Annotated in this window: 13 protein-coding genes and 1 tRNA gene; 6 read left to right on the forward strand and 8 right to left on the reverse strand. The window is 57.6% G+C overall.

Going from position 1 to position 12,783, the window contains the following annotated elements; all coding sequences use genetic code 11:
* Positions 1 to 82 precede the first annotated feature (82 nt).
* From ACR0M9_RS07625 to ACR0M9_RS07645, 5 genes are all read left to right on the forward strand, one after another.
* A complete protein-coding gene (locus ACR0M9_RS07625) occupies positions 83 to 367 on the forward strand; it encodes a DUF3572 domain-containing protein (RefSeq protein WP_267362783.1) in 285 nt (94 codons plus the stop codon).
* A 24-nt stretch (positions 368 to 391) separates the two neighbouring features.
* The gene (locus ACR0M9_RS07630) at positions 392 to 1,084 is read left to right on the forward strand and encodes an HAD family hydrolase (RefSeq protein ID WP_480773251.1); all 693 of its coding nucleotides are present in this window, start codon (positions 392 to 394) and stop codon (positions 1,082 to 1,084) included.
* Positions 1,085 to 1,202: 118 nt separating this feature from the next.
* Complete coding sequence (locus tag ACR0M9_RS07635) at positions 1,203 to 2,762, forward strand: trimethylamine methyltransferase family protein (protein WP_480506327.1); 1,560 nt, start codon at positions 1,203 to 1,205, stop codon at positions 2,760 to 2,762.
* Positions 2,763 to 2,880: 118 nt separating this feature from the next.
* Positions 2,881 to 3,468, forward strand: coding sequence for a heme NO-binding domain-containing protein (locus ACR0M9_RS07640; RefSeq protein WP_480481768.1), 588 nt, complete (start codon positions 2,881 to 2,883; stop codon positions 3,466 to 3,468).
* A complete protein-coding gene (locus ACR0M9_RS07645; protein ID WP_480583226.1) occupies positions 3,465 to 4,457 on the forward strand; it encodes a diguanylate cyclase domain-containing protein in 993 nt (330 codons plus the stop codon). The genes ACR0M9_RS07640 and ACR0M9_RS07645 overlap by 4 nt, the downstream gene beginning before the upstream one ends.
* Before the next feature lie 39 nt (positions 4,458 to 4,496).
* Here the strand turns inward: ACR0M9_RS07645 and ACR0M9_RS07650 are convergent, their stop codons facing one another.
* From ACR0M9_RS07650 to ACR0M9_RS07685, 8 genes are all read right to left on the reverse strand, one after another.
* Positions 4,497 to 5,195 (reverse strand): CbiX/SirB N-terminal domain-containing protein, encoded by a 699-nt coding sequence (locus ACR0M9_RS07650; RefSeq protein ID WP_480486183.1) that lies wholly within the window; start codon positions 5,193 to 5,195, stop codon positions 4,497 to 4,499.
* 61 nt (positions 5,196 to 5,256) lie between these two features.
* A complete protein-coding gene (locus ACR0M9_RS07655; RefSeq protein WP_480486182.1) occupies positions 5,257 to 6,189 on the reverse strand; it encodes an AEC family transporter in 933 nt (310 codons plus the stop codon).
* A gap of 33 nt (positions 6,190 to 6,222) precedes the next feature.
* Positions 6,223 to 7,041, reverse strand: coding sequence for an MBL fold metallo-hydrolase (locus tag ACR0M9_RS07660; protein ID WP_480773252.1), 819 nt, complete (start codon positions 7,039 to 7,041; stop codon positions 6,223 to 6,225).
* Positions 7,038 to 7,844 carry a TatD family hydrolase gene (locus ACR0M9_RS07665; RefSeq protein WP_480773253.1) on the reverse strand — a complete coding sequence of 269 codons (807 nt, stop codon included), beginning with the start codon at positions 7,842 to 7,844 and terminating at the stop codon, positions 7,038 to 7,040. Before ACR0M9_RS07665 ends, ACR0M9_RS07660 begins: the two co-directional genes overlap by 4 nt.
* Positions 7,841 to 8,962 (reverse strand): DNA polymerase III subunit delta', encoded by a 1,122-nt coding sequence (locus tag ACR0M9_RS07670; RefSeq protein WP_480773254.1) that lies wholly within the window; start codon positions 8,960 to 8,962, stop codon positions 7,841 to 7,843. The genes ACR0M9_RS07665 and ACR0M9_RS07670 overlap by 4 nt, the downstream gene beginning before the upstream one ends.
* A gap of 3 nt (positions 8,963 to 8,965) precedes the next feature.
* Positions 8,966 to 9,592, reverse strand: coding sequence for a dTMP kinase (tmk, locus tag ACR0M9_RS07675; RefSeq protein ID WP_267362759.1), 627 nt, complete (start codon positions 9,590 to 9,592; stop codon positions 8,966 to 8,968).
* A complete protein-coding gene (locus ACR0M9_RS07680) occupies positions 9,589 to 10,755 on the reverse strand; it encodes a D-alanyl-D-alanine carboxypeptidase family protein (protein ID WP_480481762.1) in 1,167 nt (388 codons plus the stop codon). Before ACR0M9_RS07680 ends, tmk begins: the two co-directional genes overlap by 4 nt.
* A gap of 16 nt (positions 10,756 to 10,771) precedes the next feature.
* Positions 10,772 to 12,040: an SPOR domain-containing protein gene (locus ACR0M9_RS07685; protein ID WP_480514526.1), complete on the reverse strand. Its 1,269-nt coding sequence runs from the start codon at positions 12,038 to 12,040 to the stop codon at positions 10,772 to 10,774.
* Between the two features lie 217 nt (positions 12,041 to 12,257).
* Between ACR0M9_RS07685 and ACR0M9_RS07690 the strand changes: the two genes are divergently transcribed.
* A tRNA-Ser gene (locus tag ACR0M9_RS07690) sits at positions 12,258 to 12,347 on the forward strand.
* Positions 12,348 to 12,783 lie beyond the last annotated feature (436 nt).

The following is a 12,783-nucleotide window of genomic DNA, read 5'->3' on the forward strand; positions in this document are numbered from 1 at the left end:
CACCGTTGATTGCATGCGTGAACAAATTGTTTATGAGTCTGGTTAACAAACTCTTTCCAGCACCATTTTCTGAGCGCAGTTTATGCCCCTATCGCCCGATTTAGCCGAGACTCTTGCTCTGACAGCCCTGGGGTGGCTGGTCAGCAATGACGAGCTTTTGCCTGTATTTCTTGGCTCGACAGGTGCTTCGATCGGGGATGTTCGCAATCGGGCCGGTGATCGGGACTTTCTGGCTTCGGTTCTCGATTTTCTGGTGCTTGACGATTCGTGGGTCATGGCGTTTTGTGACGCCAACTCGATCGCCTATGATCACCCGGCCCAAGCGCGGGCCGTTCTGTCAGGCGGTGGCGATGTACACTGGACCTGAACACCTTTTCCGCAGGAGCACGCGATGCCAATAGAAGCAATCGTCTTCGACAAGGATGGCACTTTGTTCGATTTTGCCAAAACCTGGGGAACCTTCGGGCGCTCGTTGCTGATGCGTCTGACAAAGGGGGATGTAGACCGGGCGGTGGAACTCGGGAGCGTCATCGGGTTTGACTACGAGCAAGAGCGGTATGCCACAGATAGCATTGTGATCGCCGCAACGGTCGAAGAAATCGCCGAGGTGCTTATTGCGCATGTTGACGATGTGACATTGCAGGAAGTTGTGGACATGATGAATGCCGAGGCCGTAGCCGCTCCTCAATCCCCTGCCGTGCCGTTGGGCCCATTCCTGAAAGGGTTGCAGCAATCCGGGATCAAACTGGGCGTTGCGACAAATGACAGTGAGCACCCGGCATTGCAGCATCTGGAATCTGCTGGAATACGCGAACACTTCGATTTTATCGCTGGGTATGACAGTGGTCATGGGTTCAAACCGGGGCCAGGTCAGTTGCTGGCCTTTGCCGCACAGGTCGGGGTCGAGCCGTCGCGCATTGCAATGGTGGGTGACAGTGTTCATGACCTGCAAGCGGGGCGCGCAGCCGGGATGATCACCATTGGCGTTTTGACCGGATTGGCAGAAGCAGATGCGCTGGCACCGATGGCGGATGTGGTCCTGCCGGATATCGGTCACATTCCTGCATGGCTGGCCGAAAAATGATGCGTTGATCCGGAAAATCGACGCACAATTATAGAAAACCGACAAGCTCTGTCGCAGATGGAGCGGCCAGAAATGCGTCTTCGGGTCTTGCTTGTATCAAGCCAGAACGGAGGCAACCATGGCCGAGACCAACACACGCAAACGCCGCGGCGGAGGACGCGCAGGTGCGGCAGCACGCAGGGGCAGCGCGGTGATTGACCAGATGCCGTGGGACCCACCCATCAATATAGATCGCCCGACTGAACCGCTGGATCAGGCCGGGATCGAAGCGATCCATGAAGGGGCCATGCGAATTCTGGAAGAAATCGGGATCGAATTCTACAACGAAGAGGCAATCGGCATCCTGCGCGAGGCGGGGTGCACGATCAATGGTGACAACGTCCGCATGGGGCGCGATTTCGTCATGGAGATGATCGCCAAGGCGCCCAGCCAGTTTTCCATCACGCCACGCAATGTTGACCACAGGATCGAGATCGGTGGAAAGAACATCCTGTTCGGCAACGTTTCGTCGCCGCCTAATTACTGGGACATGGAGATTGGAAAGAAAGTGCCCGGCAATCGCGAGATGTGCCAGAATCTTCTGAAACTGACGCAGTACTTCAACTGTATTCACTTCGCAGGCGGATATCCTGTAGAACCCGTCGATATTCATGCCAGCGTCCGGCATCTGGATGTGCTGTATGACAAGCTGACCCTGACCGACAAGGCGATGCACGCTTATTCGTTGGGTAAGGAACGTGTCGAAGATGTGATGGAAATGGTGCGCATCGCGGGCGGTCTCAGCCATGAGGAATTCGAAGCCTCGCCGCGGATGTACACCAACATCAACTCGACCTCGCCGCTGAAGCATGACCATCCGATGATTGATGGCTGCCTGAGATTGGCGCGGCGCGGGCAGGCGATTGTCGTAACCCCCTTTACGCTGGCGGGAGCAATGGCGCCCGTAACAATGGCGGGGGCGGTCGCCCAGTCCCTGGCCGAAGCCTTATGCGCTATCGCTTTGTTCCAATATGTGCGCCCCGGTATTCCCTGCGTAATCGGAACGTTCACGTCGAACGTGGACATGAAATCAGGCGCGCCCGCTTTCGGGACGCCGGAATACATGCGCTCGACCCAGATGACCGGGCAGATGGCGCGATATTATGGGCTGCCGCTGCGTTCATCCGGTGTGTGTGCGGCCAATGTGCCAGACGGGCAATCCGTGTGGGAAACCTCGAATTCGCTCTGGGCGGCCGTGCAGTCGGGCACCAACATGGTGTACCACGCCGCCGGTTGGTTGGAAGGCGGCCTGATCGCAAGCCCGGAAAAATTCATTATGGATTGCGAGGTTTTGCAGCAAATTCAGCGTTATATGAACCCTGATCTAACCGCGACCGGACCGGATGAGATTGCTTTGGATGCCATCCGCGCGGTTGGCAATGACGGTCACTTTTTTGGAATCCAACACACACAGGATCGCTACACCACGGCCTTCTACCAGCCCTTCCTGAGCGACTGGAAGAACTATGAGGGCTGGGAGGCCGCCGGAGGCATCTGGACGGCTGAGCGTGCGCATCACATGTTCAAAGAGATCATCTCGAGCTTTGAGGCACCTCCGATGGACGATGGTATCCGCGAGGAACTGGCCGAGTTCGTTGAACGCCGCAAGGCTGAAGGCGGCGCGCCGACGGACTTCTGACTGGGCGGGTAGTGTCGACTTGATACTCCGTTGCTTTCACAGCAACTCGGGGCGAATTTTGGCTATTTGTTAAGGTTTCTCAGACCACAGTGCCAAGGACACCAAACTGAGGCATCCGATGCATGGTCTGATCAATCGGGCGATACAGTCCTTTGTCGGCGCGACCTACGGGCAATCCTGCTGGGTTCGCGTGACCGAAGGTGCGCGGCTAGGGTTTGTCGAATTTGAAGCCATGCTCATCTATGATGATGACATGACGACGCGGTTGCTTGAGGCCCTGAGTATTGACCTCAATCGACCACAGGCGGAAATCCTCGAAGATCTGGGAACATATCTGGTGTCCCATCCGAACATGGAAGGGCTGCGCCGACTGCTCAGGTTTGGGGGTGTCACCTATGTTGAGTTCCTTCATTCCCTTGATGATCTTGCGGATCGTGTAAGACTGGCTGTCTCTGATCTGAATTTGCCTGCGCTTGAGTTGAGAGAGCTTTCAGCCACGGAATACCAGTTGTGCTGCCTTCCGGACTTACCAGGATTTTCCAGTGTTATGGTCGGGGTCCTGCGCGCGATGGCCGATGATTATGGTGCGCTGGTGATGCTGTCGCATGAGGGTCGTCAGGAGTGTTGTGAAATCATTTCAATCATTTTGGTCGAAAGCGCCTTTGCCGAGGGGCGCCATTTTGATCTGGGGGCTCGGAACAGATGACACATACTCAGGAACTGGCAGATCTTCTGGAAACGCTTTGCCCGATGTTCCTGTTGGTGGACCGAAGCGGATGCATTCAACAAGCGGGTCCGACACTGCAAAAGCTGCGGCCCGAATTGCCTTTGGTTGGGCTGGGTGTTCTGGACGTGTTCGAGCTGATCCGCCCCAGAACAGTCACCACCCTTCCCGCGTTGATGTCGATGGCCGGTGCCAAACTGCATCTGAGATTTCGCGATGAACCGCGTACGACCCTGAAAGGCCTGGTCGCGCCCTTGCCCGACTCGGGCGGTGCAGTCATCAATCTGTCATTCGGTATTTCGATTTTGGATGCGGTTCGGGATTACGCCCTGACAAGCGCTGATTTTTCCGGCACTGACCTGGCGATCGAGCTGTTGTATCTGGTCGAAGCCAAATCCGCCGCGATGGAAGCGTCTCGTTCACTTAATCTCAGGCTTCAGGGGGCAATGCTAGCCGCGGAAGAGCAGGCATATACCGATACATTGACAGGATTGAAGAACCGCCGCGCGATGGATCATTTGTTGGGGCATCTGATCCTGGCAAATTCTACATTTGCCCTTATGCATCTGGATTTAGACTTCTTTAAATCCGTGAATGATCGGCTGGGCCATGCCGCTGGGGATTACGTTCTGCAACAGGCGGCCCGCATCATGCTTGAAGAGACGCGTGGAGACGATACGGTTGCGCGGGTTGGAGGGGATGAGTTTGTCATAATTTTCAAGGGCCTGACGCGGGAAGAAACTCTGGAGTCCATCGCCGGCCGTCTGATCGCAAGGTTGAATGAACCCATGATGTTTCAGGACCAACCGTGCTGTATCTCTGCAAGTATCGGAACGGCCTTGTCCACCCAGTTCAAGGTTCCCAAAGCCGCCGACATCCTTCACGCCGCCGACGTCGCCCTTTATCAGGCCAAGCGAGACGGCCGGTCCTGTCACCGCCTGTATTCCACGCTGATCAAAGCGCAAACCTGAGTTTTTCCTGTTTCCGGGTCGGAGATTTCAGGCGAATTTTCAAGCGAGCTGAACGGCCTTTGTTAACTGCTTGGCAATCTGGTGCCGGATGGGTGGCAGTTCCCCTACCACTGGCAGCAGAACGCCTTTGAACCCTGCTTGGCTCAATCCGGCGGGCACGTCGTCCACTGCGTGCCCCCCGGTGCAGGCAAAGAACGGAAGGCACAGCGCCTGAGCCCCCGTGCCGGTTGCGGCTTCGGAAATGTATGGCGGTTCTTCAACAAACCCAACGCGGACAGATTTGAAAGCCAGCATTTCTTGAAGTTGCGATGCGAAGTTCAGAGCCACGACCGAGGGGTTTCGGCTACGCCCTGACCCATGTGCTGCAATGACCAGGTCGGTCGACGCAGCTGCCCAATTCCTTTCGGACAATTCGGATTGCAGGGCGCGTGCGGTCAATTCCGGTAGCTCTGGGTCAACACCCAACGGGTCTAGAATGCGCGCTTTGTGATCCCCTAATCGTTTGGGCAAAGCGCTGGTGACAAACCATCCATTTGCCATGAAAAGCGGATAAATGACCGTGTTTTCCGGCAGGCTGCTCAGCTTAGCCTCGAACGCGCCGGGCGCGGCCAGAGTTGCGGCATGCACCGTTACATGCTCGGTCAGGGCGTCGACCGTAGCCGCGAACGCAGCCAAAGCAGCCTCGGCCGGTTCTGGATCGGACGGCTGACCATGTGCGACGATGATGGCATGTGGCATTTGGATCTCCTGACACGAAATGCGTTAGGTGCCTCTGTGCGAACCGAAGTCAACACTACTGTTAGCCCAGAACCGTTAGCCAAAGCCAGACAGTCAGGATAGATGTGGCTGTCCCAATGAGAACAGCCGAAGCTGCCACCCGCTTGGCGCGGCCATACATGTTAGCAAAGATATAGGCGTTGAACCCCGGCGCCATGGCTGCGTTCAACACGCCCGAGCGGAACAGGTCCTGAGGCAGCCCTGTGGATTTGCCGAATATCCACACAAGGCTGGGATGCAGCATCAACGAGATACAGCAAACAAAAGCGATGGTGCGCAGATCGCCTTCGGGTTTGTATTTGACCAGTACCCCGCCCAGTGCAAACAGGGCGCCAGGCAGGGCGGCCCGCGTGATCAGACCAAGGGCTTCGTCCACCACAGCCGGGATGTCCAAACCGGATAGATTAACCACGAATCCCAGTGCAATACCAAGGATCAGCGCGTTCTTGAACATTGCCGACAGAACAGAACGCGCCATGCGTACGCCACCGTTTCCGCGATTGCGGACAACCTCCATCACCGTGATCCCTACGCCGTAACAAAACGGGGAATGGAAGGCGATAATCGCATAGTTGCCTGTCAGGTTCTCGGGACCATAAGCGCGTTCGGTAATCGGCAATCCCAGCAGAACCGAGTTAGAGAACAGGCAACAAAACCCGATTGCCACGCAGTCTTCCCATTCGCGGCCGAAAATGATGCGCGCACCAAAAAGACCAGCGATGAAACACAAGGCGGCGGCGGAATAGAAACTGGCCAAAAGCCGGGGATCGAAACTGGCGCTGAGGTCCAGATGCGCGATGGCAAGAAACAACAGGCATGGGATCGCGAACCCTTGCGTAAATCTCATCAGCCCGTCGACATGGTCTTCTTTGAAATATCCTGTTCGTGTTGCCGTGTAGCCGGCACCGATCACAAGAAAGACAGGAAGAATGACGTCAATCAGACTTTGCAGCATTTGGCCCCCGTGCAACGGCCAGGTTGCGATATCTTATGCAAAAGGAACAGGGGCCTGAAACGCGTGATGTATCACCATCCCGTCATAGGCGGGGGTGATATTGTCCGGAGTTTCTGCATCGAGGGTCATATAATCCAGATCGATATGCATGTTGGTTAGAATCGCCTGTTTTGGTTGCAGCTTCTCAATCCACTCAAGCGTTTTTTCCAGATGTGCATGTGTGGGATGAGGGCTTCGGCGCAGGGCGTCGATTATAAGATATTCCAACCCTTCCATTTCAGGCCATGCGTCGTCGTATATTTCGGCAACATCCGGCAAATAGGCGAGCCGTCCCATGCGAAAACCTAGAGAATCTATCGAGCCGTGATTGACCTTGAATGGACGAAACGGAATGGGCCCGCCGGGTCCATCAATTTCGAACGGTCCGTCGATGGACTTGAGGTCGAGGATCGGAGGATAAGGTGACCCTTCGGGTTGAATGAAGGCGTATCCAAACCGCCCCAGCAGGGCGTTCTGGGTATCACCATCAGCCCAGACCGGTACACGGGTTTTCATGTTGAACACGATCATGCGCAGGTCGTCGATTCCATGGACATGATCCGCGTGAGAGTGTGTATAGACTACACCATCAAGCCGCCCGGTGCCCGTGTCCAGCAACTGGCTGCGCATGTCCGGGGTCGTATCAATCAACACTGAGGTTGTGCCGCCGGGGCCGTTACGCTCGACAAGCAGGGAACAGCGCCGGCGAATGTTCTTGGGGTTAGCAGGATCGCAAGCACCCCAGTGGCCACCCAACCGGGGTACGCCGCCTGACGATCCGCAGCCCAGAATGGTAAATCGCAATTCGGTCATGCAGCGGCCCTGTTCGTTGCCGCCTTGCTGAACAGCCGGTCAAAGTTTGCCTGAGTTTGGGCGGCAAAAGCCGGATACTCCAGCCCGAACAGCTCGGCCCCTTTTCGGGCTGTATGTGCGGTATAGGCCGGTTCGTTTCGCTTGCCACGATAAGGGGGCGGTGCCAGATAGGGCGCGTCAGTTTCCACCAGAATGCGATCCACTGGCGTACTTGCGAAAATGTCGCGCAACTCCTGGCTTTTGGGAAAGGCCGCAATGCCGGACATGGAAAGATAAAACCCCAGATCCAGCGCGGCCTTGGCCAACTCGGCCGAGGACGAGAAACAGTGCATCACGCAGGAATAGGGCGCATTGCGATATTCTTCGGCCAGAATTCGGGCCATATCGTCGTCTGCGGCGCGGGCATGGATGATCAAAGGCAACCCTGTGCGCTGGGCGGCTTCGATATGAATGCGCAGTGATTGCTTCTGAAGCTCAGCGCTGTCCGCTGTATAGTGGTAATCCAGACCGGATTCGCCGATGCCTACAAATTTCGGGTGTTGTGCCAGTGCAACCAATTCATCGACCGAGACCATAGGCTCGTCTGCGGCACTCATCGGGTGGGTCCCTGCGGCGTAGAATACCGGCGCATGGGCTTCGGCAATTGCACGGACCGCGGGTTCATTGCGCAGCTTGGTGCAAATCGTCACCATCCGGGTCACGCCAGCCTCGGCCGCGCGCGAAATGATGTCGCTCAACTGACCGTCAAAATCCGGGAAGTCCAGATGGCAATGACTGTCGGTGATCTGGGGGGTGTCGCTCATCTGACCTGGCCGGCGGTTTCCTGTATCTTGAACACCGTATCTAGGACCAGAGCGGCAGGGTCAAGGTTCACCGCCTGACCATGTCGCGCGCGGGCTGTGATTGTCGCGGCGACTTCGGCCCATCGACGAGCCTGATCCGTAGAATTCGACAATCTGGCCAGCGTTTCAGCTTCGTTCGGGGCGGCTTCGGGGGACGGTGGTGCGCCGGTTGCCCCGGTCAGGGCCAGCCGAGACAAGGCGACATCGATCAGTGTCAGCAGCAGATCAAAGCGCTCGGCCGCGCCGCGTTGTGCTGCAGCCTCGGCCAGGGCCAGTGCGCGCTGCCGGTCCAGACGGGGCAGGGTGCCCAGAATGGCAATCAGTTCGGCATAGATTTCAAGTCCGCCCAGATTGATCAGGCGAACCGCGTGCCCGACCGAGCCAGCGGCCAATGCGGCGAGATATTCGGGGTGCGCCAGTAAGGTCGTCCCGGTTTGCGACAGCGCGTCCTGCATATCCCCAGCGTTCAGCGGCCCCAGACGTAGGGTACGGCAACGAGAGCGGATGGTTGGCAGCAAGCGCGAGGGTTGGTGCGATACCAGCAAAAGGGTGGTGCGCGCCGGAGGCTCCTCCAGCATCTTCAGCAGTGCATTGGCGGCGCTGACATTCATCTCATCCGCCGAATCCACGATTACGACCCGGCGCCCGCCATCGGCAGAGGACAGGCCAAAGAACTTTCCCAGCTTTCGGATGTCGTCCACAACGATTTCGTTGCGCAGCCGCCCCTGATCATTCAGTGACCTGGCTATCGCGGCCAATCCCGGCTCGGCCCCGGCCAGTATGCGACGTGACACCGGGTGGTCGCGATCAATGTCGAGCGTCTCTGGCGGTGGCGGCGCGCCAAACAGCCCACCGTCGTTTGCCAAAGGTGTAGCCAGCAAGAACCGCGCAATCCGCCAGGCCAACGTTGCCTTGCCGACGCCACGCGGCCCGGTCAGCAACCAGCCGTGGTGCAGCCGGTCCGAGTTGTAGGCGGTCAGAAACGCCTGTTCCGCCGCATCCTGACCAAAAAGCCGGACAGTCTCGCGGGGATGCGGCGCACCGGGCACCTGATCCGGAGAGGGGATTTCGTCATTCATCGTCTATCGCAAAGCAGCCTGGACGATTTCTGTCACATCCTGCGCAACGCTGTCCATGTCCCGGTTACCGTCCACCACGCGGAAACGGTCGGAAAACTCATGGGCCAGTGCCAGAAAGCCCGCCCGCATTTTCCTTTGTAGGTCCGGGCCGAAATCTTCGAACCGCTCTTCCGCGCCTTGCCGCCCTTTGGCGCGGGACAGACCGGTATCGGGGTCCATGTCGATCAGCAGCGTCAAGTCCGGCTCGCGCTTGATCATCAGGCTGTGCAGCTGATCAACAAGGCCGCGCAGATCGCCCCGCGACAGGCCCTGATACATACGTGTGCTGTCGGCAAAGCGGTCGCAGATCACCACTTGCCCTGCGGCAAGTGCGGGTTCGATCGTACGTTCCAGATGGTCGCGGCGGGCGGCCGTGAAAAGCAGGATTTCCGTTTCGGCCGACCAGCGGTCGGGATCACCTTCCAATACCAGGCTGCGGATTTCCTCCGCGCCGGGTGAGCCGCCCGGTTCACGCGTCAAAACGACCTCATGACCCTGCGCCCGCAGTTGATCCGCCAGCATCCGCGCCTGAGTTGACTTGCCTGATCCGTCAATGCCTTCGAAAGTCAGAAATAACCCCGCCTTGGTCACATCGACTCCAGTGGGTTATTGATCACGTCTTTCAGAACTATGCCGCCAACGGTCAGCATACGGACGACAAATCCACCAATTGCAACGTCTTCCGCTGCCACCAGTGGACGTCGAATTTCCGGCAATCCTTCAGGCTTGATGACAAGTTCGGCCAGTTGCTGGCCTTTCTTGACCGGTGCATTGACGGGACCCTGATACACAACTTCGGCCTTGACGTTTTGTGTGCCCAGAACCGGAAACAGAACCGTCAGATCGCCGTCAGGTACAAGACCAACAGTCTTTTTCTCGCCCATCCACAGCTTGGCTTCGGCTATCGGCGTTTCCGCGTTGGCAACTGTCCTCTCGACAAAATTTCGAAACGACCAGTTAACCACGGCCTCAGCCTCCTCTGCCCGTTGACCGGTGCTGTCCAGCCCGCTGAGGACAAAGATGACACGGCGATCGCCTTGTTTGGCAGACCCGACCAGGCCGTATCCGGCCTCCTGCGTGTGGCCGGTTTTCAGGCCATCCGCGCCAATGCTCAGTTTCAGCAATGGATTGCGGTTACGGGCATTCGATGGCGCACGGCCATCGAATTCGAATACCTCTTCTGAAAACAGGGGGTAGTATTCGGGAAAGTCGGTAATCAGCCTGTCGGCCAGAACCGCAAGATCATGAACCGACATCATATGTCCGGCGGCAGGCCAACCGTTCGAGTTCGCGAAATTCGAGTTGTTCATACCGATCTGCTTTGCGCGCTGGGTCATATAGCGGGCAAACCCGGCCTCTGTCCCGTCAGGGCTTAGCGCCTCGGCCAGGACCACGCAGGCGTCGTTGCCTGACAGAACGATGATGCCGCGCAGCAGGTCCTCGACCCGAACCCGGTCCTGCGTGTTCAGAAACATGGTCGAGCCGCCATAGCTCATCGCGTGTTCGGACACGGGCAGGGTTTCGTCCAGCGTCAGTCTTCCGTCACGCAGCGCTTCGAAAGCAACATACAGCGTCATGAGCTTGGACATGGATGCAGGAGGCAAGGGCTGATCGGCGTCTTTCGCCAAAAGCACCGTACCGGTGGTCTGATCGATCACATAAGCCGCGCGGGCAGATGTATCAAAAGCCTGAGCCGGGATTGCCAGAACGGCAAGCCCAATGGCCAGAACAGAAGTTCGCAATGAGGATAGCATGTTATGCCTCCTTGTATCAGTCGGACACGGTGAACGCATCTTTGAAACCAAGGTCCTTTACATCTTTTTGAATGGCCTTGCGTTCGGCCCGGGTTGCGGCAGGGCCAACCAGGACCCGCCATACTGTTTTGTTTTCGGTTTTCAGTTCCCGCACAACAGTCGACATGCCATTCCGGCGCACTTTCTCGGCGGCGGCATTCGCATTTGCTTCGACGCTGAACGTGCCGATCTGCACAAATGGTTTGCTCAGCGGAGACGCAGCGCCTGTTGCCGCCGCTGCGGCCGGAACCGCTTCGGTCGCGTCAATCGCGGATGCAGCGCCTTCGATGGGATCCAGTGGCGTTTCGGTGATCTCAGTGGGGTCTTTCTTTTGCCACCACTTCCGTTTTGCAGGCTTTTCAGCGGGGGCTTCGACCGGCGCGTCCGACAACGCCGGTGCAGCTGCGGCTACCGCTACATCTGCGGCCACATCAACACTGTCTGTCGCGACGTCCGCCGCAGCCACGGTGGCTCCCGCAGCCGCTGCTGCTGCTGGCTCTTTTTTCTGCCACCACTTCCGCTTGGCGGGTTTTTCTTCAGCGGGCTCTGTTGGGTCCTCAGTGGCTGATGCCGCAGCTGTGGTCGTGTCCGTACCTTCGGTCGCTGCGTTGGCAGAACTTGCCGCATCCGCCGCAACCACTGCCGAACCGGCTGCTGCCGCTGGCGCCTTCTTTTGCCACCATTTCGGCTTGGCCGGTTTTTCGGTATCTGCCGCGGATGGATCGTCGGTGGCCGCGGTGTCCGATACCGCAGCCGTATCTGCCGCCTCGTCTTCCGGTTTGGGCGCGTCCTCGGGTGGTGATTCCTTTACAGCTTCACGGCGCAAAGCGACCACACTGACCTTTGTCGGCGCGCCCGCCAGCATTCCGAGCTGTTCCGCAGCCGCAGATGAGACCTGTAGCGCCGGGCCGGGCAGGTTGCGTTCACGTCGGAACAGGGCCCCTGTTACAGACTTGTTGTTTGCGGTGTTCGTAATTACGACACGCTCGGGCTGGGATACTTCCGGATAGGCAACCCAGATCCCGCCCAGCGAGGGCCTGCCATCCCAAAGCCCCGCTTCGGTGACCTGAAAAACCTCGGGGGCTTCGACGTCACGCTGCGAGCCCGAGGCTACCTCGGGAAGGAGTTCGGTTTTGTTTGAGTTTTCTTCAGGTTTTTCAGCCTCTTGAAGAATGTCTTCACACCCGCTCAAAACTGTCAAAGTCAACGCCAGATACGCCAACCGTTTCGGTCCCGGGCGTGTCATGATCGCTCGCTTCATCTGCTTATCCCTTGCCTGAAGGGGTCTCGTTCTCGGAACCCCGCTGCCGGTCTGCTGGTTCTGCTTGCCAGCCTGTTTCGGTCTATTTCGGGGATCATAACGCGGCTGAAGAGTCATGGAAAGACCGCTGCGCGGGCTTCGGCAAGAAATCCCGATTTCGACTTGCCTCTGACCGAACTTGCGCTTAGACCCTGCCTTCGACGGGGAGGTGGCAGAGTGGTCGAATGCGGCGGTCTTGAAAACCGTTGGGCGTGAGAGCGTCCCCAGGGTTCGAATCCCTGTCTCCCCGCCACTCATACCTGTCTCACTTCAGTTGTGTTTTCTGACCCGAAATTGTGTCGCAATTTCCGCGAGTTGGCGCGTGCGCTTTCAATCAGAGACGGAGCGGACTGTACATTCAGAGCGCAATTCCGGCCGCAGTCTCAGTGCCGCATTTTGGCGGGGTCGCTTTGGGCTGGATTTCCCTGATAACCTGCAATTTACAGGGAATTTTCGCGAAACAGGTCTGAGTTCCGTTATTTCACCTGTCGGAACTGTATGTTTTTCAGAGGTTTATGTTGCAAATTCCCTAAAAAGTGGAACAGGGAACTTCCTCGCGGGAACAGAGAATTGTTCCACCGGATCAGGTAGGGCAAACTGGACGTGTCGCGGTTTGCTGCCGCTCCTTTGATAGCATTTATTGCAGCAAAGGAGACGAACTATGGGACTGAAACGGACGGACGAATTTC

The sequence above is a fragment of the Ruegeria sp. CH2 genome, from assembly GCF_056537065.1.

Coding starts and splice junctions, on each gene's coding strand:
- ACR0M9_RS07630 (WP_480773251.1), top strand. CDS start 392: ATGCCAATAGAAGCAATCGTCTTCGACAAGGATGGCACTTTGTTCGAT.
- ACR0M9_RS07625 (WP_267362783.1), top strand. CDS start 83: ATGCCCCTATCGCCCGATTTAGCCGAGACTCTTGCTCTGACAGCCCTG.
- ACR0M9_RS07645 (WP_480583226.1), top strand. CDS start 3,465: ATGACACATACTCAGGAACTGGCAGATCTTCTGGAAACGCTTTGCCCG.
- ACR0M9_RS07665 (WP_480773253.1), bottom strand. CDS start 7,844: ATGAGCGACACCCCCCAGATCACCGACAGTCATTGCCATCTGGACTTC.
- ACR0M9_RS07670 (WP_480773254.1), bottom strand. CDS start 8,962: ATGAATGACGAAATCCCCTCTCCGGATCAGGTGCCCGGTGCGCCGCAT.
- ACR0M9_RS07660 (WP_480773252.1), bottom strand. CDS start 7,041: ATGACCGAATTGCGATTTACCATTCTGGGCTGCGGATCGTCAGGCGGC.
- ACR0M9_RS07655 (WP_480486182.1), bottom strand. CDS start 6,189: ATGCTGCAAAGTCTGATTGACGTCATTCTTCCTGTCTTTCTTGTGATC.
- ACR0M9_RS07650 (WP_480486183.1), bottom strand. CDS start 5,195: ATGCCACATGCCATCATCGTCGCACATGGTCAGCCGTCCGATCCAGAA.
- ACR0M9_RS07635 (WP_480506327.1), top strand. CDS start 1,203: ATGGCCGAGACCAACACACGCAAACGCCGCGGCGGAGGACGCGCAGGT.
- ACR0M9_RS07680 (WP_480481762.1), bottom strand. CDS start 10,755: ATGCTATCCTCATTGCGAACTTCTGTTCTGGCCATTGGGCTTGCCGTT.
- ACR0M9_RS07685 (WP_480514526.1), bottom strand. CDS start 12,040: ATGACACGCCCGGGACCGAAACGGTTGGCGTATCTGGCGTTGACTTTG.
- ACR0M9_RS07640 (WP_480481768.1), top strand. CDS start 2,881: ATGCATGGTCTGATCAATCGGGCGATACAGTCCTTTGTCGGCGCGACC.